This window comes from Rheinheimera sp. (assembly GCF_037442525.1).
GTDB lineage: Bacteria > Pseudomonadota > Gammaproteobacteria > Enterobacterales > Alteromonadaceae > Pararheinheimera.
Genome location: NZ_JBBIQD010000004.1, coordinates 158,648 through 179,012 on the forward strand (window position 1 = coordinate 158,648; position 20,365 = coordinate 179,012).

The following is a 20,365-nucleotide window of genomic DNA, read 5'->3' on the forward strand; positions in this document are numbered from 1 at the left end:
ATTTGGGTAGCGGGTGGGGTAAACCCCACTCCTACAGGTTTTTCACTCGGAAGCGGGATAACGCCAGGTAAACAGCCGGAGTGCTGTACAGCGTCAGCAACTGACTGACCACCAGGCCCCCCACTATGGTAATACCCAGCGGCTGGCGCAGCTCTGAGCCTTCGCCCATGCCAAACAGCAAAGGCACAGCACCCAAAATAGCGGCAAAGTTGGTCATCAGTATCGGCCTTAAGCGCTGGGCTGCCGCCTGAACCACCGCCTGTTGCGGGCTCAGCCCCTGCTGACGCTCTGCCTGCAACGCAAAATCGACCAGCAATATTGCATTTTTCACCACAATACCAATCAGCAAAAACAGCCCCAGCAGTGCAATCAGGCTGAGGTCTGTGTTGCTGAAGTACAACGCCAGCAAGGCGCCTAAACCGGCACAAGGCAAGGTGGACAGAATGGTCAGCGGCTGAATGGTGCTTTCATACAAGACCCCCAGCAGCAGATATACCGTCAGCACCACTGCCACTATCAGCCAGGCCGGGCTACCGGTGCTGAACATGGCGTTATTCTGACTGGCACCGTTTTGGGTGATCACTTCGGTTGGCACCATCACTTCAGCCAGCACCCGCTCAATAGCCGCATCCGCCTGCTGTGCTGTCACACCGGGCGCCAGGGCATAGCCTATCCCCTGCGAAGCAAACTGACCGTCATGGCGGATGCGGTCATTCGACATGCCGTACTGGTAACTGGCAATAGCCGCCAATGGCACGCGCTGGCCTGAAGAGGTGATCAACTGCAGCTGCTGCAGCACTTCCGGCTGCGCTGTGTAGCCCGGCGTCAGTTCCATCACCACTTTGTACTGGTTCAGCTCGTCATACATAGTGGCCACCTGGCGCTGCGAAAAACTGTTGTTCAGCAGGGTGGCGACAGTGCGCATATCCACCCCCAGCCGCTGTGCCGCTTCACGGTCTATGGTCAGTTCAATTTGTTGGGTGTCATCACCACTTGGGGTATCCACGTCCGTCAGCTCAGGCAGCTCCTGCAGCCGCTCTGCCACCTTTTTACTCCAGGTTTTCAGCAGCTTGATATCGTCGGCCAGCAACAACACTTCGTAGTCGCTGCGGCTGAAGGGTGACGATAAACGAATGTCCTGATCGACGCCCATAAACATGATGCCCCCCGGCACCTTGGGGGCCGTCATCCGCAGCCGGTCCACCACAGCCTGAGCCGAAATTTTGCGCTCGGCCAGCGGTTTTAACCGCACCCGCATCCAGCTGTTGCTGATACCCATATCGCCGCCGCTGGACCCTGTCACATCGGCCACGGCAGGGTCTTTTAAGATATGCTGGCGGAAGGCTTCAATTTTCGGCTGCATAATCTGGAATGACATGCCGTCATCGCCGCGGACAAAACCATTCAGCTGGCCTGTGTCCTGCTCGGGCAATAAACCTGTCGGCACTTTGCTGTAAAGCCAGCCAGTGGCTGCCATCAGCAGCGCCAGCACCAGCAACACCCAACGGTAATGCTGCAGGCTCCAGGCCACACTGTATTGGTATTGCTGCTGCATCCGGTCGAAAAAGCCGGGCTGGCCAGAGCCGGTCCGGTTCGCTTTTAAAATCAGCGCCGACAAACTGGGGGTTAAGGTCAGCGACACCAGCAAACTGATCACCATAGCGGCGGCCAACGTAATAGAGAACTCGCGGAACAGTCGTTCAACCAAGCCGCCCATAAAGAGCAGGGACAGAAAAATCACCACCAGCGCCAGGTTCATCGCCAGCAGGGTGGAGCTGACTTCGGCCGATCCGGTGCGGGCCGCTTCTAAGGGCGGCAGGCCACGTTCAATATGGCGTTTAATGTTTTCTATCACCACTATGGCGTCGTCCACCACCAGACCCACAGCCACAATCAGCGCCATCACCGACAGGTTGTTCAGCGAAAAATCGCATAAATACATCACGGCAAAAGCGCCCACCAGCGATACTGGAATAGCCAGGCTGGGGATCAGCGCACTGCGCAGCTGGCCCAAAAAGACCCAGACCACCAGCACGACCAGGCCCACGGCAATCAGCAGCGTCAGTTGGGCTTCGTTTAAGGTGGCGCGAATGCCGGGGCTGCGGTCCATCACCACTGTCAGGCTGGCGCCGTCCGGTACCAGCGCCTGCAACTGCGGCAGCTGGCTGTAGATCAGGTCGATGGTTTCAACAATATTGGCACCGGTGCGACGGCTCACCAACAGGATCACGGCGTCTTTGTCATTGTGAAAACCAGCGCTGTAGCGGTTTTCCGTCGAGTCAGTCACCCTGGCTATATCGGACAACCGGATCGGTGCTCCATTAACGTATTTCACCACCAAGTCGCTGTAATCTTTGGCTCGGCGCATGGTTTCGCTGGTGGCAATCTGCCAGCGCTGTTCGTCTTGCTCCAACACACCCAAAGGCACATTGGCGTTGGCACTACTCAGCGCACTGCGCACTTCGTCCAGCGCCACGCCATAATGCGCCAGCATGCCGGGGTTCAGCTGCACCCGCACCGCCGGTAAAGACGAGCCGGATACCGCCACTTCCCCCACCCCCTGAATGGTGGCCAGTTTCTGCGCCAGTATGGTTGAAGCGGTGTCGTATAACTGACTGCCAGGCACTGTATTGGAACTCAATGCCAGCGCCATCACGGGGGCTGACGAGGGGTTCATTTTGCGGTAGGTCGGATTGCTGGTCATGCCCGAAGGCAGCTGACTGCGCGCCGAGTTAATGGCGGCCTGTACTTCGCGGGCGGCTTCATCCACATTGCGGTCCAGCTCAAACTCCAGCCGGATTTGGGTCGACCCCTGATTGCTGCTTGACCCCATGCGCTGCACGCCGGCAATACTGCCCAAAGCCCGTTCCAGTGGCGTCGCCACTGTGGCCGCCATACTCTCAGGGCTGGCGCCCGGCAGGTTGGCGGTTACCACTATCATCGGGAAATCAACCGCAGGCAGGGGGGCAACCGGCAATAAACGCCAGCAAAGCAAACCCAGCAGTAAAATGGCGGTGGCGATCAGGCCGCTGGCGACCGGGCGTTCAATAAAAGGCGCGGCCAGACTCATGCTTCAGCCGTCCTCTGCTGCACTTTGGCATCGCGGCTGAAATGGCGGTCAAACCACAAGTACACCACAGGGGTGGTGAACAGCGTCAGCACCTGGCTGACCAGCAAACCACCGACCATCACCAGGCCCAAAGGCTGGCGCAGCTCAGCGCCAGAACCACTGGCCAGCAGCAATGGAATGGCACCAAACAGCGCGGCCAGCGTCGTCATCAGAATGGGGCGGAACCGCAGCAGCGCCGCCTGATAAATGGCATCCCGTGGGCTCATGCCCTGATTGCGCTGCGCATCCAGCGCAAAGTCGACCATCATAATGCCGTTTTTCTTCACCAGACCTATCAGCAGTACTATGCCGATCACCGCTATCAGATCCAGCGGCTGCTGCGTCAGCAACAAGGCCGCCAAAGCACCGACAGTGGCAGACGGCAAAGTCGACAGAATGGTCACAGGGTGGATCAGACTTTCGTACAAAATACCCAGAACTATGTACATGGTCAGCACGGCCGCCAGAATCAGCCACAAGGTATTGCTCAGTGAGGCGCGAAAGGCTTCAGCGGCGCCCTGAAAGGTCAGCTCCACTTCAGCCGGCATCGCCAGCTGTTGCTGCACTTCTTCAATAGCCGCCACAGCTTCGCCCAGTGAATAGCCTTCCCCCAGGTTGAACGACAAAGTGACCGACGGGAACTGCCCCTGATGGTTAATCAGCAGTTTGGCCGGCCGCTGCGACACTTTGGCCACCGCCGAAAACGGCACTGAAGCCCCAGAAGAAGAGGTCAGGTACAGCTTGTCAAAGGCGTCCAGCCCATGCACCTGGGCCGGGTCCACTTCCAGAATAATTCGGTACTGGTTGGCCTGGGTAAACAGGGTGCTGATCTGACGCTGACTGTAGGCGCTTTGCAGCACAGCGCTGATGTCCGACACATCAATGCCCAAACGGGCCGCCGCGGTACGGTCAATGTCGATGTAGGCCTGCAGGCCCTGTTGCTGCAGGTCGTGCGCCACTTCCGACAGCTCTGGCCGCTGTTGCAGCGCCGAAACGAGATCCGGCAACCAGCTGTTCAGGGTGTCCTGCTCCGGTGTGGTCAGGCTGAACTGGTACTGGGTGCGGCTGACCCGGTCTTCAATACTGATTTCCTGCACCGGCTGGAACCAGCCTTTAATACCCGGCACCGCCGCCACCTGTTGCTCCAGCTGCCTGATAATCTCCAGTGCCGACTGGTTGCGTTCGTCATGTGATTTGAGATTGACCAGAATACGGCCGCTGTTGATGCTGATATTGCTGCCATCAACCCCAATAAAAGACGACAGGCTGGCGACATCCGGATGCTGCAGAATACGTTCAGCCAGTTGCTGCTGGCGTTTTGCCATGGCCTGAAACGAAATATCCTGCGGCGCTTCGGTGACCACCTGGATCACGCCACTGTCCTGCACCGGGAAAAAGCCTTTAGGCACCGCCAGATACATCACAGCGGTCAGGGCCACAGTGCCCAGCATCGCCAGCATCGCCAGCCGCTGGTGTTTCAGCACCCACTGCAGCCACTCGCCGTAGCGGCGGATCACTCTGTCCATCAGGCCATTGTGCTCCTCATGTTTGGGCAGGCTTTTTAGCAAACGCGCACAGAGCATCGGCGTCAGCGTCAGCGACACCACCAGTGAGATAGCAATAGCCACCGCCAGGGTCACGGCAAATTCATAGAATAAGCGACCGACCACATCGGCCATAAACAGCAGGGGGATCAATACCGCAATCAGTGACACGGTCAGCGACACCAGGGTAAAACCAATTTCTTTGGCACCTTTCAGTGCCGCTTCCAGCGCTGAATCCCCTTCTTCCCGGTGGCGGGCAATGTTTTCCAGCATCACTATGGCGTCGTCCACCACAAAACCTGTGGCAATGGTCAACGCCATCAGCGTCAGGTTGTTGACCGAGAAGTCCAGCAACACCATCACGGCAAAAGTGCCGACCAGTGACAGCGGCACCGCTAAACTCGGAATAATAGTGGCCGGAACAGTACGTAAAAACAGGAAGGTCACAAAGACCACCAGGCCAATAGCAAACACCAGCTCTTCCTGCACATCGCGCACCGAAGCCCGGATACTCTGGGTGCGGTCAGTCAGCACCTGCACATTCACGGCGGCTGGTAGAGTCGCCGTCAGCTGTGGCAACAATTGCTGCACCCGGTCGGCCACGTCAATCACGTTGGCGCCAGGCTGGCGCTGAATATTCACCAGCACGGCCGGGCTGCTGTTGGCCCAGGCCGCTAAAAAGCGATCTTCAGCGCCGTTTTCTACAGAGGCTACATCCTGCAGCCGCACCGGCGCGCCATTGCGGTAGGCCACAATCAGCTCACGGTATTCGGCGATATCGCGGATTTGGTCGTTCGCGTCCAGCATGGTGGAGCGGAAGGGGCCGTCAAAACTGCCTTTCGGCTGGTTGGTGTTGGCCGAAGCAATGGCACTGCGTAAGGTTTCCATGCTCAGGTTTAAATTCGCCAGCGCCGCCGGGTTGGCTTTCACCCGGATGGCCGGACGCTGTCCGCCAGCCAGGCTGACCATACCGACCCCGGACAACTGCGCCAGTTTCTGCGCCATGCGGGTGTCGACCAGATCGTACACAGTGGGCAGAGGCAAAGTGTCAGAGCTGATAGCCAGGGTCAGAATAGGGGCATCAGCCGGGTTCACCTTGCGGTAAATGGGCGGTGTCGGTAAGTCGTTGGGTAACAGGGAGGACGCGGTATTAATAGCCGCCTGCACTTCCTGCTCGGCCACGCCCATATCCACCACCAGCGCAAACTGCAGCGTAATCACCGAGCTGCCGGCCGCACTGTTGGACGACATTTGTTTCAGGCCGGGAATTTGCCCCAGCCGCCGCTCCAGCGGTGCTGTGACGGTGCGGGCCATAATGTCCGGGCTGGCACCGGGGTTAAAGGTAAAGACCTGAATAATGGGGTAATCCACCTGCGGCAAAGCCGCCACCGGCAACAAACGCCAGCTCAGAATACCGGCCACCAGTATCGCCAGCATCAGCAAGGATGTGGCCACCGGGCGCAGGATAAAGGGTTTGGATAAATTCATCGCTTAGGCCTTGGGTCGTTGCGCGGCTGGTTGTGCTGCTTTTTTCTCAGGTTCCACCGCCTGCTGATCCCGCACCAGCACTTCCACTTCGCGGCCAGGGCGCAAACGGTCTAAACCTTCCAGTACCACTTGCTCACCGGCTTGCAGGCCCTGCCTGATTTCAATCAGGCCATTGTCGACAGCCCCAAGCACCAGGTTGCGCACCTGCGCTTTGTTATCTTCGATCATATAGACATAAGTGCCTTCCGAACCGTATTGCACCGCGTCCTGCGGAATGGTCACCGCGCCTTTGCGCTCAGCCACATTCAGCCGCACATTGACAAACTGGTTCGGGAACAGCTCTTGTGCACTGTTGCTGAACTCGGCTTTCAGTTTCAGGGTACCTGTACTGGTATCAATCTGGTTGTCCAGAGTCGTCAGGGTGCCTTTGGCCAGCATCAGCTGCTCCGCCCTGTCCCAGGCTTCCACCGTTAAGGTTTCACCAGCACGCACAGCGTCCAGCACCATCTGCAACTGGGTTTCAGGAACGGTAAAAGCCACAGCTATAGGGGACGTCTGGGTAATGCTGACCAGCCCTGTGCTGCTGTTGGCCTGCACCAGGTTACCAGCGTCTACCTGACGCAAGCCTAAACGGCCACTGATAGGCGCATGAATTTGGGTGTACGACAGCTGTAACCGCGCCGCATCAATGGACGCCTGATTTGACTTCAGCGCACCTTTCAGCTGATTCACCAGTGCCTGCTGCTGGTTGTACTGCTGCTGAGCTATGGTGTTTTGTTCTTTTAATTTGGCGAAACGCGCTAAATCCTGTTCGGCACTTTTTAACTGCGCCAGGTTTTGTTCTTTCTGGCCTATGGCCTGATCCAATGCCACCTGGTATTCGGCCGGGTCAATTTTCGCCAACAGCTGGCCTTTTTCGGCAAACTGGCCTTCCTTAAACAGCACTTCCGCCAAGGGGCCAGACACGCGGCTTTGCACCAGCACTGTATTCAGAGGTGTGACAGTGCCGATGGCTTTGAGCTGAACTTTTAAATCGTTGCTTTGTGCTGTCACCACCCGCACCGGTACTGGCATAGTCCAGGGGTTCATCGCCGCACCGGGGCCGCCTGCTCGCGGTCCGCCAGCTGGACGCTGGCCGCCTCGTTGCCCGGTTTGGGCACCTGCGGCGTTGTCGGCCGCAGGCCAGAAGTAATACGCAGCACCTGCGGCTAAAGCGACCAGCACGGCCAGCACCAAAGGCTTTTTCCCGTTGAACATAATTTGATTCCTGTAAAGCGGCTTAAATTTTTCTGAGCGTACTCTAATGCACAGTGCTGGCAGCCTCAACGAAGCAAGTGTCAATATTAAGTAAAGATCTGCTGACATTCGGCCAGACGCCTTTCTGTAGCGACCAAAAGCCCGGCCTGCTGCCAGAACCAGCCACAAAGTCAAAGCTGAGTGGCTGAAAAATAACAGCTGTTCGGGTTTTGCTGCTGACATAAGGTTGTCAGTCGGCTGCTCTATGCTGAACTCTGAATACGAAGCAGGAGAGCACAATGATCAGCCTGAACCCCACTATTGCCAGTTACTGGCACGCCTTCAACCGTCATGACACCGAAGCACTGCTGTCCTGCTTTGATCCTGAAGCCGTGTTGTTGTACCAAAACCAGATCTGGGTGGGTTGCGCCGATATTCAGCGCTGGCAACACCAGCATCAGCAACAACTGCAGCTGGTGGGCGCCGCGGAGCAGGCCGGTCAGACGCTGGTGCAGGCCAAAGCCGGTCAGCAAGTCTGGTGCTATATGTTTGCGTTGCAGGATGGCAAAATCAGCCGACTCATTGTAGAACCCGGAGTTGCCGCTTGAACCGTGTGGATCGCCTGCTGGCGTTAATTCTGTTTTTACAAAGCCGCCGCAGTGCCACAGCCGAGCTGATGGCGGAGCATTTTGGTCTGAGTGTACGCACCATTTACCGCGATATGGCCGCACTGGCCGAAGCTGGCGTGCCACTGCTGGCTGAAGCAGGTTCAGGTTACCGGCTGATGAAAGGCTACTTGCTGCCCCCGGTGAACTTCTCCGAGCAGGAAGCCATGGCGCTCAGCACGGGTTTGTTGCTGGCGCAGCGCATGACCAGCCCTGGCTACACCCAGCTGATGCAAAGTGCTTTGGATAAAATCAAAGCCGTATTGCCCAATGACAGCAAAGACCGCTTGCAACACCTGGCCCGCGCTATGGCAGCCCCACAAAGCAGCCAGCCACCGGCCGCCGATCTGACCTTATTGCAACGGGCTATTACCCATCAGCAACTGGTACGGATGCAGTATCAGGATGCCAGCTGGCAACAGAGTGAGCGTGACGTAGAACCAGCGGGGCTGATTTATTATCTCGGCCGCTGGCACTTTATTGGCTGGTGCAGGTTAAGGCAGGACTGGCGGGATTTCAGAACGGACCGGATTTCTGCCGTCGAATTACTGGCCGAAAAAGTACCAGCCAGACCGGACTTTTCCGCGCAGCAGTTTTTACAAAGCTGTGTACCCACACCGGAGCTAAGTGCGCTGATCCGCTTTGCCCCTGCAGCCGCAGATCGCGCCAAACGCGAATGGTGGCAGGGTTTTGGTGCGGAAAGCCAACAAGACCAGCAGATGTTGCTGGAGTTAAAAACCAGCGACTGGCGCAGCCTGGCCAGCTGGTTATTGTCGTTCGGCACCAGCGCAGAGGTGCTGCAGCCACAAGCGCTGATTGACGAAATCCGCCTGCAAAGCCAGCAGCTGCTGCAGCTTTATTCTGGATAAAGCTGCCGGGTCTGTTGCATCGAATAGCGGATTAATTGTTCCAGCACGGCCAGGTTAATATCGGCCAGCTTTTTAATGTAGATGCAAGCCACAGTTTTGCGGAACTTGCCCAGTTGGCTGAGCAGCGATTCCTGCTGCTGATCAATCTCGCCACAACTCAGCACATAGAGACTGATTTCGGCCTGGCGGTTGGCAAAACCTATCAGGCACATATCGCCTTCACGGCCAGAGGCGTATTGGTAGTGGTAGCGGCCAAAACCAACAATACTGGGGCCCCACATCACAGGCGCCTCGCCAACTACCTGCTGCATCAGCTGCACCAGTTGTTCACAGTCTGCCCGTCGGGCTGGTTTTTCAATAGCGGCCAGGTAATCAGTCACAGCAACGCCGGTTGGCTGGGTTTTATTGTCTGCCATAGATAACTCATGGGTATTCAGGTGTTTAATAACCATAGCATTAGGGCTTGTTGACGTTTCAGGGTTATTTTTGCAGCCTCTGGCCGGTTTTTATGCCAGGCAGTGCGAGTGCAGTGTAGTTATTCTACATAAACGAGCACTAACGCAGCAGAAAGACCGGCCAGGCGCTGCCCTTCGGGTTCGGTCTGGCGGCGCCCTGCACTTTGTCACTCGTCGCTTATTTAGAATAACTAAACTTCGCTCCTCGTTTCGCGTTCAGAACACCGCCAGAGCGAACAAAATTTAATCTCGAAACGTCAACAAGCCCTAGTGGAACTGAATAATCTGAATCAACAAGTCACCATAAAAAAAGCTGCCGCTAAGGGCAGCCTAAGGCAATTGATACAGAGGATACCACTGCCAATCGCCAGACCTGCAGTGAACCCAAGTTCAGAGTAATCGATACCTGCAAATAGCGCGATGTGACAAATTGTCGCAACCCGTGCGCAGGCTAACGTCACAGCTTTGTACAAATTCACACTAGTGAGTACCGGTTTTTTACGTTACTTTAGACTGCTTAAGGAAGCCAGAAGACCGGGGTGCTGATGCTACGTCTTTGTTGTTGGCCAGTTCTGGCATTTGCTGTGTTTGGGGCGGTTTTTCCTGCACAGGCAGCACCTCAGCTGATGCTGTTGCTGGAAAACCATTTACCGCAATCGGATGCCGATCGCATTAATGTAGAAACACTGATCCTGCAACGGCTGAGTCAAAGTGCAGCCCCGGAACTGCAAATACAGCCAGTGCAACTGAGTACGCTGCGGGCCTGGCAAATGCTGAAGCAACCAGGCAACTACTGTGCACTCAGCAAAATAAAAACCAAAGATCGCGAAAAGCTGCTGTATTTCGCCCGCTTACCCACCACCATTTACCCGCCCTTGCAGCTGATAGGCACCCGCACCTTTGGCAAAACGCCGCTGGATTTAGCCCGGCTGGTGCAGCAAAAACCCGAGCTGAAAATTGGTGTGATTAGCGGCCGCAGCTATGGCGCCGAGCTGGACAAACTGATCAGCAGTCACCCCAAACAATTTTTTCAGCGCAGTGGTGCAGAAGCGGCACAAAACCTGGCACTGATGTTAAGCAAAGGCCGGCTGGATGCCTTGCTGGAGTTTTCCGCCATTACCATGCGTAGCCTGCAGCACCTGCCGGAAGCGCCCAAACTCTACCCGCATCAGCTGACCGGCCAGCCTTTGGTGAGCGGTTATCTGGCCTGCAACAAAAGTGAGCTTGGCCTGCAGATGGTGCAATGGATAGATCAGAAAATGGCCGACGCGGCCTACCAGACGGATGTGCTTCAATTGCACCGGCAGTTTTTCAGCCCGGACGATTTTGCGCTGTTGCAACCTGAACTGCTGAAGGTATTTCCACAGGCAATGCCACAGACAGACTAACCAAACAACGAACTTCGCTTTAGCGGCTTCTGTTGTAGTTTCGTCATGCCAGACTATGCGGCAGATGAAAACTTGCTGTATAAAAAACAACCACCCATTCACAGCAGGAAGAAATCATGGCCGACCAACCGAAAACCCGAAAAACCGCTGCCGACTTTTCACCTCAGACGTTAAAACTCTTTGATCAGTATGTGCATGGCGACATCAGCCGCCGCGACTTTCTCTCTGGTGTGGCGCGTTTTGCCGTAGCAGGTGTCACAGCACTGAGCATACTGGAAGCGCTGCAGCCCGATTATGCCTTTGGCCAGCAAATCAGCCCGGACGACCCAGCGTTAAGCAGCCGTTATCTGGAGCTTCCTTCTCCCGCCGGTTACGGCACTGTGCGTGGTTACCTGGCGCAGCCAAAAGCCGCAGACACCGACAGTGGCAACAGGCCATTGGTGCTGGTGGTGCACGAAAACCGGGGTTTAAACCCCCATATTGAAGATGTCACCCGCCGGCTGGCACTGGCAGGCTTTATTGCTTTTGCACCAGATGCACTGTTTCCGCTGGGTGGCTACCCCGGCGATGAAGACAAAGCCCGCGCTTTATTTGGCACTTTGGATCAGGACAAAACCAAACAAGACTTTATTGCAGTGGCCAAGGCGATGCAAAGCTGGCCGCAGGGCAATGGCAAACTGGGAGTGACAGGTTTTTGTTATGGCGGTGGCATGGCCAATTTCCTGGCCACAGAGCTGCCAGAGTTAAAAGCCGCGGTGCCCTTTTATGGTCGCCAGGCCGACGCCGATAAAGTGGCCGCCATTCAGGCGCCCTTGTTAATTCACTACGCCGAACAGGATGAACGGGTAAACGCCGGTGCAGCAGCTTATGATGCGGCATTAAAAGCAGCCGGTAAAAACGCGGTCAGCTACATGTACCCGGACACCCAACACGGCTTTCATAATGACACCACACCAAGGTACAACCAGGCCGCAGCCGAACTGGCCTGGCAACGTACCCTGGCGTTTTTTAACCAGCATTTAAGCTAATCACTAACAAGGAAAGGACCACAGATGTTTAAGCTGCAGCACTGCACCTTTGTGTTGGGGAAAGATTACCGGATGCAGCTGCAGCAGCTGACGATAGCGCCGGGCCAGCACACTGTGTTGCTGGGGCCAAATGGCAGCGGTAAATCGGCGCTGAGCGCCATTTTGGCGGGTGAAGGCCAGTGCCAAAGCGGCGAATTCGTCAGCCCCTCTGCCACTGGAAAAAAAGTCGCCTGGGTGAGCACCGAGCAGCAAAAAGCACTGATTGAGGCCGAAAAACGTAAAGACGACGCCGATATTCTGGATGTATTGCCCAACCCCAGCAGTGCCCGCGACATTATTCAGCGTGACTTCCCGCTCTGGTCAAACGCCCTTGAACACCAGCTGCAGCAACTGGCCACACTGCTGAACTTCAGCCCCAGGCTGGACACCGCTTTTTTAGCGCTCTCCACAGGCGAAAGCCGCAAAGTGCTGATCCTGAGGGCTTTATTAAGCCAGCCAGACTACTTAATTCTGGACGAACCCTACAACGGCCTGGACGCCGCCAGCGAGGCCGCGTTGCGCGACTGGCTGCAACAGCACCAGCAGCAGTTCACCCTGATCCTGGTGACCAACCGCCACAGTGAAATTCCGTGCTTTACCCGGCAATTGCTTTACCTGAACCATGGTGAGCTGGCCTGGCAAAATCAGGGGCAGGGGCTGGACCCGGCCGATTTGGCTGAGCTGAACAAACTCAGCACCTTACAAAACCCGCCAGAGCAGTTGCCGGCTAAAGACCAGGACCGCTTTACCCCGCCGTTGCCAGATGGCCAGCAGCGGCTGGTGCGGCTGCGTAACGGTAAAGTGCACTACGATGACCGGGTGGTGTTTCAGGGCCTGAACTGGCAGGTGAACCGCGGCGAGCACTGGCAGATTGTCGGCCCCAATGGCTCCGGCAAAACCTGCCTGCTGTCGATGCTGACTGGCGACAACCCACACTGCTACACCAATGATTTAGAAGTGGTGGGTTACCAGCGCGGTCAGGGCGAAAGCATCTGGGATATCAAAAAACACATAGGGCTGATTTCCAACAGCCTGCAACTGCAATACCGCGTTAGCTGCCCTGTGCTGCATGTGGTGTTATCCGGCTTTTACGACAGCATAGGTTTGTATGAACAACCCACGCTGCACCAGACTCAGCTGGCCCAGCAATGGCTGCAGCTGATTGCTTTGGCGGATCAGGCGCAGCAGTCGTTCCAGCAGTTGTCTTTTGGTGATCAGCGGCTGGTGCTGATTGCCCGCGCTATGGTGAAACACCCCAGCCTGCTGATTCTAGACGAACCCTGCAATGGTCTGGACCCGCTGAACCGGCTGAAAGTACTGGCGCTGCTGAACATTCTGAGCCAACAGGGCGAAACCACCCTGCTGTACGTCAACCACCACCCGGACGACAAAATAGCTGGGGTCGACAGGGTATTGGATATGACGCACTACCAGGCGTAGAGCACCGAATAGTTTAAAAAAGCGACAGCAGCGAAAGTCAGAATGGCCGCAGGCAAGGCAGATTTTTGAAGGTTTAGTGGGCCTAAATCGAGAAAATCTAACACCGCATGCGGCCATTCTGATTTCGCCCGTACGGGAGCGCCTGAAAAACCCTCACTCCGCGTTGTAACAGCTCGAAAGAGCCCCACTATTCCTTCGCTGTTACGCCTTGATTGAGCCTTTTTCAGGCTGCTCTGCTGCTCACTTCTTAAACTAATCGGTGCTCTAGCACCTGGAAAGCAAAGCTTCGGCTGCGGACTTAATCCGCGTCTGCCGCAGCTTCCGGCACAGGCGCCAAAGGGCCAAGCAGAGTCAGCACATCGTCCATTTGGGCTTCGGCAAACCAGTAGTGCTGCAAAGCACTGTCGGCGTGCCGCGCCAGCTGCAGTTGAATTTGGCGCTGCTCCGGCAACACAGCCGCCACCTGATAAGTGCCGGACAAACCAGCCGCATTCAGCACACAAAGGCGCTGACCCGGTTGATAACGGGTTCTGCACACCAAAGGCAATTGCAGGTTAACCAACAAGAGGTACGGGCCTTTTTCGCTCAGCTGACGGATCACACAAGGCAGTTTCACCGCTTTGGCCAGCGGCATCGGCTGGCCAGCGCCCAGCTCCAGCTGAACATCCGAAAGCGCCGTGCGGCTGCAGGTCAGGATCCACTGGTCCTGACAGAGCGCAGCAGGCAACTCCTCACGCCGGTAACACTGAGTGTCGCCCGCCAGCAATTTGGCTTTGCACAAACCACAGCGGCCGGAGCGACAGCTATGCAAAATGGGGTAACCCGCCTCAATACTGGCATCCAGAATGCTTTGCCCATGCTGCTGCACAAACTCAAGCCCCTGGCTGGTCGAGATTTTTATCACCTTAGCGCACTCAGAAAACAGTAGAAGCTCCACCTTGACCAATTGAACGCCGAATTACAAGCATATCCCCACTAGCCATAGAGTCGCGTTAAACCTCTCTTCGCCAAACCAGGCATTCCTGCTAAGGTATGTCGATCAAATACCAAATTTTCTCCAGCTCGGTATTCAGTGCCGTAAGCATCCGCAAGGGAAGAAACCACTCAATGGCAATCAAACAAAGCATGATGCAAGAGCTGTTAACAGGCAAAACCCGTTTAGTTAAAGCCTCAGGGAGTCCGACTGATGCCTATTGAGTTAAACAATCAAGATTTAATCAGCCTGGTGAGGGAACTGTGCCGCTTACCACAGGAAACCGAATGGGTTGAATTTAAGCGCAATGCCGATTAAGTACATGATTAAAATAATATTTATTTTTAGCCTTTGTTTGATTTTGCAAAAACAAAATTGCTTGACCGTTGCTTGATGCAAATAAGATTACACCACCAAAAAAAAGGCTAAACAATTGATTTATATTGCTTAAGTCCTTTTTATTTGCTTGATCTCCAGACATTTTCCAAACCTGTGTCACCCCTGCGCCCGTTTTCAGCAGTTTTTTCTGGATTTAGCGCCGCCAGCCCCTCCAGAATTTAGTTTCGGACTTCGTGAGCTCCCTTAGGTCCGGAATGAGCCGCTTCCTACTGGACCTTGCGATTGCTCAGTGTCAACTAACCCTGCCCGGGATGATCTCAGTGTTTCATAACAGTCAAAAGGCTCCGCTAAAGGAGCCTTTCATTACCCTACCCAGTTTTTGACTTCAGTCATTTGTCGTTTAAAAATAAAGACTTAACATGAAACCTTCTGGAGCAAACATCCTGCCAAATTATCGCGATTTGAGGCAAACCTAAAGTTTCATCATGCAGCTATTAGACTAGATTGAATGCTCTTGAGAAATTGAAAATAAAGTTTCACCACAGGCGATAAATATCAACACTCAGAACATTCAACCAACAAGGATTTGCGCTGGTGTTCAGCTCGCTCCATCCGTTGTAGCTCATTTTCTTTGACACCTCTTAGAAAGAAGAAAGAAAAGAACAGTTAAATACCAGAATTATTGATATTATTTAGAGCGAAACTCGCTGAAAATTAGGCATATACCGATAGTACTTTATGTAGTTTGATAATGCAGCACGAACCTTTGTCGGACTTTTATCTATTTCAAATGGAAGCAAATCAATTATTTCATCAACTTGTGTACCTGGTAGATTTCTATTGATCTCATACTTTTCTCTTAAAGTGAGATCAGGAACATTTATCTCATGTATATCCTGCCATGATTTGCAAATGTGATCTTTAACATCAAGATGAGATCTCTCCAACAGTGATGTAGTCTCAGTATCCTCCCTAAGAATTATCCCTGTAATCGATAACATCTGATGTCTATTATCGATGTAGCGAAAGATACATAATGGCTTGAAAATTAACTCTTCGGATGTCTTCAATGCAGACTCTACCGCTGTCTGTATCATATCAGTCAATGTTTTAGCAAAACGGTCCATCGTAGAAACATCATTCTCTATAAGATTTTCATTAAGGAAACGACAATCTGCTTTCTTTTTAAAAACATCTACTTTGCTTGATCCATTTGCATCACCACTCAACACATCTGGGTTGGCATTTATCGTGAACTTGCATATGTCATATGCATCGAGTTTCCCCAATAACAAGTGTAATGCTCTAAACTGTGAACCCCATTTTGTATCAGTATAATCAAGCCAAAATATTGTTGGAGAATTTCTCTCAAATGCATTTATATAATCATTGATACTGGTATTTACACATGAAATGCATTTAAAATTCTTATTAAACTGCTGCCTTGAAAATACCGATTTGTCCCTTTCTAAAGATTCTAAATTTGATATTCCAAGACTACTATGAAGTAAATGATGATCTTCAAGCATTGGCCCACCAAGGCTAACGTACTTATAATCTTGTATCTTTGACGGGACTTTAAGAAGACTCAAAATTTCGAAAAATATTTGCCTATCAATTGATTTGTTTGTACGCAAATGGTAAGGAACATTGGAACTCATCTTGATGCCTCGCGCAAAACAAAATCAAAGCAAAGTTCTCCAACTTGGTTTGATGTGTACTCGTCACCAACATTTAAGTACTCAGCGACCAAATCTATAGAATCAACGTCTTTGGAAAAAGTTATTTTCTTTGAGCCAGAGTTATTAGTAAAAGGCACAGGCAATGATGGCTTAAATTTCTGTTCATTTGTCCTGTTTTTTACATTAGTCCATGATTCTGTTTTCTGAGAAAACTTATCAATTACTTCTAATGGTGTCGCACTGCTACTCTTTAGTAATCTAGAATTGCTCTGTTTGATCAATTCCTCACCTTTCCATTTATTGGTGTAATCAATAAATAACTTCGTTCCTTCTATTATATGTTTTCGTATTTTTAGAAATAAAGGGGATGTTACATCTACGCCTCGTTTCGTCGTTGTAATCGGCAATTTCTCTGGATCATTCGACTTAAAATATACAATACCACTTATAGAGATAAACTGTGTATGGTACCGGGCATAGTCAACCCCCCAGCCGGTAAGCTCAGATTTGTCCTTATAAACAACGATCCTGTCATTACAAACAATTGTCCAACCAGCATTCTCAGACCTATTTCTTGGTTCTTTTTTTTCTTCTTCTTCTTCTTGTTCAGTTACCAAAGGTGCTGCAAACCCTACAATTAAATTCACCTCGACATCATCAATTACTGCTTTGTATATGTAGGGTTGTATCGCATGCCCACTATCATGTTCAAGTTCATAACGAAGTGTAATTGGGTTAGGATTTATTTTTTCACCATTTATTTTAACCTGAAACCCTTTAGCAATTATATAAGAATAGGCATATATAACTTTATTTATTAAACTAGTTTTAAATTCTTTATTGTCAAACCTAGCAGACACTGATTCATTCAGCTTTGAAATTGATATTTTTGTGCCATTGACTTCACTAAAACCAAACGAATTTTGTAGATCTATACTCCACGTATTATCACTAGACAGCCAGCTTTCATTGATCACAATTGAGAATGCATCATTTAAACCGTGTTTTGTATCTATTTCACAATGACGACCAATCTTGAAAATTGACCTCTTCATTCCGATACCATACACACCCACAGTAGCTAGTTTTTCTCTCGGAGCATCTGAAGGTCGCCCCATGCGGAAAGCATACTCCGCACTACTGATTGGGATTCCGCCACAGTTATCTGAAATTGTAAATTTTGTCTTCGAAAACTCAATATCTACCCAATATCCATTGTAATTTATTTCATCAGGATTTTTCTTTTGGGTCCTTGCAACACCATCGAGACAATTGTCTAATAGATCAAGAATGGCGTCTTCTAGATCTATATCTCGAGTAAGCATTTCAACAAAAAATCTTTTTGTTGGCTTAAAATCTGCTATTTTGTTGTTCATGCTAACCTTGCTTCCTTTCAACTTTATTCATGTCAACTATAAATTTATTCTTTATTATTTTCAGTATCTCTTTTGAAACTAATGGAGATACGCTATTTCCAATCATTCTAAAACTATGCCATTTTGTAGGATGAAATACGAACCAATCAGGAAATCCTTGTAATCTAGCAGCTTCTCGTACTGTAATAACCCTTTGTTGTTCGGGGTGAATCGGTCTGACAGCCTGATAACTACCTTTATCAGAACCCGTGCCAGCTCTCAGAGTAGGACAAAAACCATCCCAACTTAGCTTTTTTGACCGGCTAACGACGTCTGTGCTTCCAGGCCTGGTTGCTGCATATCTCTCTTTTACGGTTTGTGAATGAACTGTGTCAAAGAAACCACTAACTTCGCCGTTTCGGATTTTATTAATAGCAATGTTCCATCCTAAATTCCTTCTTACTTTTCGCATTTCTTTTGCATAGTTCGATAGCTGGACATCATTATTATAACTTGCCCACCCATAATTATCTGGATCGTTCGACTGCGGAATAGGGGCTGGTAAATCTGATATCGCATCTCGGACATTCACTTTATTAATTTTTATATTAAAATCTTCAGCAGAAATGTTAGCAACGTGACTTGGGTTATAACCTACAACAATTACTCTTTTCCTGACAGTTGGGGCTCCGAAGTCTGATGCATCTATAATAAATGGATCCAATACTACAAAATCTTTACTCACTGTATTGATCGCACTCTCTAGCTCTGAGAGGTTTTTTGAGTCAAGAATTCCTTCCACATTTTCCATTACAAAGAATTTTGGTTTTAACAAGTTCACATTGCGGAAGAAATGAGCAACAAGCGACCGACGAGGGTCACTTACATCTGATTTACCAATCCTGCTATAGCCCTGACAAGGCGGCCCTCCGATGACACCATCTACTTCTTCTCCTTTGAGAATGATTCTCCATGAATCTTTGTCCATTTTGGCCAAATCACCAGAAATAACTTTAGTTTTGGGAAAATTCTTTTTGTAGGACGACTGTAATATGGGATCGATGTCAATGGCAGCCAATGTATGAAAGCCGGCGTATTCGGCTCCAAGTCCAAAACCGCCACAACCGGAAAACAAATCGACTATCGTATTATTTTTGCGCACACCATTCACCTTTAGCCCACACTACCTTACATCATATTTTGACATCGTTTACCGATTCTGTCGACCGTAGACCGAGACTTTCTATACACATGATGAGTACAACGCAGACCTGATCCTAGATATCCACTTTAGCCTTCCATCCTGTGATTTTGGGTGAACGATAGCCTTATATTCATTTGTACTTTGGCTGATAATATTGGTAGACCAACGAATAGAGCTTCTCACGAGTTCAACTAAAATGCCATTTATAGTGTCCATTCCACAATTGGCATTTATGCTAAATATGAATCATACCGGGTTTGTCGGAGGCTAATTTTCTTGAGAGAATTAGTCCATGAACAAAAGAACAACGTATTCCGCAGAAGTCCGCGAGCGCGCAGTTCGCATGGTTTTGACCTCAGAGCATGATCACCCATCCAGGTGGGCTGCGCTGGTCTCTATTGCATCCAAAATTGGCTGTACTCCTGAGACATTGAGGGCTTGGGTAATCGTATTGAGGTCGATTCAGGTAAACGAGCTGGTGTTACCACCGATGCCGCAGCCAAAATCAAGCAACTTGAGCGCGAAAACAAAGAGCTTAAGCAGGCCAACGAGATCCTGAAGAAAGCAGCTGCATTTTTTGCCCAGGCGGAGCTCGACCGCAAACCGAAGAAATAATCCAGTTCATTGATTCGCACCGAGCGTTGCATGGTGTCGAGCCGATTTGTCATGTGCTGCAGATCGCGCCATCAACGTATTACCGGTGCAAGTCATTGGAAGCTCAGCCAGAGCTGCGTTGTCAGCGTTATCACCAGGATGAGGCGCTAAAGCCTGAAATTCTGCGCGTATGGCAGGACAATCGGCAATGCTATGGGAGCAGGAAAGTCTGGAAACAACTGGGGCGTGAGGGCTTTACGGTGGCTCGCTGTACCGTTGTCAGGCTGATGAAAGTCCTTGGGCTCCAGGGCGTTCGGCGTGGTCGCCAGTGTATTACGACCATCCCTGACGAGAGCGCTGCAAAGCCGCTGGATCTGGTGAACCGGGAGTTTACCGCAAGCCGGCCAAACCAGCTTTGGGTGGCGGACATTACCTACGTGGCCACTTGGTCAGGGTTCGTTTACGTCGCCTTCGTCACCGATGTGTTTTCCCGTAAAGTTGTGGGCTGGAGGGTCATGAAATCGATGCAGACGCAGTTAATTCTGGATGCACTGGAGCAGGCTCTATGGGCGAGAGGTAAGCCTAAAGGCGTCATTCATCACAGTGACAGAGGAAGCCAGTATGTCTCAATACGTTACTCAGAGCGATTATCAGAAGCTGGTTTTACCGCGTCTGTCGGCAGTGTTGGCGACTCATATGACAATGCTTTGGCTGAGACGATTAACGGCTTGTACAAAGCCGAGGTGATCTATAAAGACGGCCCTTGGCGTGGGCTGGAGCAGGTTGAACTTGCCACATTAGATTGGGTTGATTGGTTTAACAACAGAAGATTGCTGAGCGCCATTGGTGATATCCCGCCAGCTGAATATGAGGAAAACTATTATCGACAATTAAGGCAAGATACGGCAGCATGACTCAAACAAATCCGCCTCCGAATGTACCGGTACGATTCATAAT

13 protein-coding genes, 1 pseudogene and 1 other annotated feature are annotated in these 20,365 nt (G+C 51.6%); of the genes and pseudogenes, 6 read left to right on the forward strand and 8 right to left on the reverse strand.

The window, feature by feature from the left end; genetic code table 11:
* Positions 1 to 31: 31 nt before the first annotated feature.
* Genes WKJ03_RS09000 through WKJ03_RS09010 form a run of 3 tightly spaced genes read right to left on the reverse strand, consistent with a single transcriptional unit; the run spans position 32 to position 7,398 of the window.
* Positions 32 to 3,070 carry an efflux RND transporter permease subunit gene (locus tag WKJ03_RS09000; RefSeq protein ID WP_337841858.1) on the reverse strand — a complete coding sequence of 1,013 codons (3,039 nt, stop codon included), beginning with the start codon at positions 3,068 to 3,070 and terminating at the stop codon, positions 32 to 34.
* Complete coding sequence (locus WKJ03_RS09005) at positions 3,067 to 6,141, reverse strand: multidrug efflux RND transporter permease subunit (RefSeq protein ID WP_337841859.1); 3,075 nt, start codon at positions 6,139 to 6,141, stop codon at positions 3,067 to 3,069. Before WKJ03_RS09005 ends, WKJ03_RS09000 begins: the two co-directional genes overlap by 4 nt.
* Positions 6,142 to 6,144: 3 nt before the next feature.
* On the reverse strand, positions 6,145 to 7,398 hold the full coding sequence (locus tag WKJ03_RS09010) for an efflux RND transporter periplasmic adaptor subunit (RefSeq protein ID WP_337841860.1): 1,254 nt from the start codon (positions 7,396 to 7,398) through the stop codon (positions 6,145 to 6,147).
* Positions 7,399 to 7,676: 278 nt separating this feature from the next.
* Here WKJ03_RS09010 and WKJ03_RS09015 point away from each other — a divergent pair, with 278 nt between their 5' ends.
* Together WKJ03_RS09015 and WKJ03_RS09020 are read left to right on the forward strand one after the other, a co-directional pair.
* Entirely contained in the window at positions 7,677 to 7,985 is a 309-nt protein-coding gene (locus WKJ03_RS09015; protein WP_337841861.1) for a nuclear transport factor 2 family protein, read from the forward strand.
* A 5-nt stretch (positions 7,986 to 7,990) separates the two neighbouring features.
* Positions 7,991 to 8,911: a YafY family protein gene (locus WKJ03_RS09020; protein WP_337841943.1), complete on the forward strand. Its 921-nt coding sequence runs from the start codon at positions 7,991 to 7,993 to the stop codon at positions 8,909 to 8,911.
* Here the strand turns inward: WKJ03_RS09020 and WKJ03_RS09025 are convergent.
* A complete protein-coding gene (locus WKJ03_RS09025; RefSeq protein ID WP_337841862.1) occupies positions 8,899 to 9,327 on the reverse strand; it encodes a DUF1801 domain-containing protein in 429 nt (142 codons plus the stop codon). The genes WKJ03_RS09020 and WKJ03_RS09025 overlap by 13 nt on opposite strands.
* A gap of 584 nt (positions 9,328 to 9,911) precedes the next feature.
* Here WKJ03_RS09025 and WKJ03_RS09030 point away from each other — a divergent pair.
* The 3 genes from WKJ03_RS09030 (at position 9,912) to modF (ending at position 13,261) form a co-directional block, all read left to right on the forward strand.
* Entirely contained in the window at positions 9,912 to 10,754 is an 843-nt protein-coding gene (locus WKJ03_RS09030; protein WP_337841863.1) for a hypothetical protein, read from the forward strand.
* A 116-nt stretch (positions 10,755 to 10,870) separates the two neighbouring features.
* Complete coding sequence (locus WKJ03_RS09035) at positions 10,871 to 11,782, forward strand: dienelactone hydrolase family protein (RefSeq protein WP_337841864.1); 912 nt, start codon at positions 10,871 to 10,873, stop codon at positions 11,780 to 11,782.
* Between the two features lie 24 nt (positions 11,783 to 11,806).
* Positions 11,807 to 13,261 carry a molybdate ABC transporter ATP-binding protein ModF gene (modF, locus tag WKJ03_RS09040; protein WP_337841865.1) on the forward strand — a complete coding sequence of 485 codons (1,455 nt, stop codon included), beginning with the start codon at positions 11,807 to 11,809 and terminating at the stop codon, positions 13,259 to 13,261.
* 298 nt (positions 13,262 to 13,559) lie between these two features.
* Here the strand turns inward: modF and WKJ03_RS09045 are convergent, their stop codons facing one another.
* From WKJ03_RS09045 to WKJ03_RS09060, 4 genes are all read right to left on the reverse strand, one after another.
* A complete protein-coding gene (locus WKJ03_RS09045; protein ID WP_337841866.1) occupies positions 13,560 to 14,165 on the reverse strand; it encodes a 2Fe-2S iron-sulfur cluster-binding protein in 606 nt (201 codons plus the stop codon).
* 1,100 nt (positions 14,166 to 15,265) lie between these two features.
* Entirely contained in the window at positions 15,266 to 16,234 is a 969-nt protein-coding gene (locus WKJ03_RS09050; RefSeq protein WP_337841867.1) for an O-methyltransferase, read from the reverse strand.
* Positions 16,231 to 17,631, reverse strand: coding sequence for an ATP-binding protein (locus WKJ03_RS09055; RefSeq protein ID WP_337841868.1), 1,401 nt, complete (start codon positions 17,629 to 17,631; stop codon positions 16,231 to 16,233). Before WKJ03_RS09055 ends, WKJ03_RS09050 begins: the two co-directional genes overlap by 4 nt.
* Position 17,632: 1 nt before the next feature.
* A complete protein-coding gene (locus tag WKJ03_RS09060; protein ID WP_337841869.1) occupies positions 17,633 to 18,772 on the reverse strand; it encodes a DNA cytosine methyltransferase in 1,140 nt (379 codons plus the stop codon).
* Between the two features lie 334 nt (positions 18,773 to 19,106).
* On the opposite strand from WKJ03_RS09060, the pseudogene WKJ03_RS09065 reads away from it, so the two are divergent.
* Positions 19,107 to 20,322 (forward strand): annotated as a pseudogene (locus WKJ03_RS09065) (IS3 family transposase).
* Positions 19,384 to 19,500 (forward strand) — a sequence feature (AL1L pseudoknot). It overlaps the preceding pseudogene by 117 nt.
* Positions 20,323 to 20,365: the final 43 nt, after the last annotated feature.

Excerpts from the sequence above, each read along its gene's own strand:
- WKJ03_RS09015 (WP_337841861.1), top strand. The coding sequence starts at position 7,677 with ATGATCAGCCTGAACCCCACTATTGCCAGTTACTGGCACGCCTTCAAC.
- WKJ03_RS09010 (WP_337841860.1), bottom strand. The coding sequence starts at position 7,398 with ATGTTCAACGGGAAAAAGCCTTTGGTGCTGGCCGTGCTGGTCGCTTTA.
- WKJ03_RS09005 (WP_337841859.1), bottom strand. The coding sequence starts at position 6,141 with ATGAATTTATCCAAACCCTTTATCCTGCGCCCGGTGGCCACATCCTTG.
- WKJ03_RS09055 (WP_337841868.1), bottom strand. The coding sequence starts at position 17,631 with ATGAACAACAAAATAGCAGATTTTAAGCCAACAAAAAGATTTTTTGTT.
- WKJ03_RS09035 (WP_337841864.1), top strand. The coding sequence starts at position 10,871 with ATGGCCGACCAACCGAAAACCCGAAAAACCGCTGCCGACTTTTCACCT.
- WKJ03_RS09000 (WP_337841858.1), bottom strand. The coding sequence starts at position 3,070 with ATGAGTCTGGCCGCGCCTTTTATTGAACGCCCGGTCGCCAGCGGCCTG.
- WKJ03_RS09050 (WP_337841867.1), bottom strand. The coding sequence starts at position 16,234 with ATGAGTTCCAATGTTCCTTACCATTTGCGTACAAACAAATCAATTGAT.
- WKJ03_RS09025 (WP_337841862.1), bottom strand. The coding sequence starts at position 9,327 with ATGGCAGACAATAAAACCCAGCCAACCGGCGTTGCTGTGACTGATTAC.
- modF (WP_337841865.1), top strand. The coding sequence starts at position 11,807 with ATGTTTAAGCTGCAGCACTGCACCTTTGTGTTGGGGAAAGATTACCGG.
- WKJ03_RS09030 (WP_337841863.1), top strand. The coding sequence starts at position 9,912 with ATGCTACGTCTTTGTTGTTGGCCAGTTCTGGCATTTGCTGTGTTTGGG.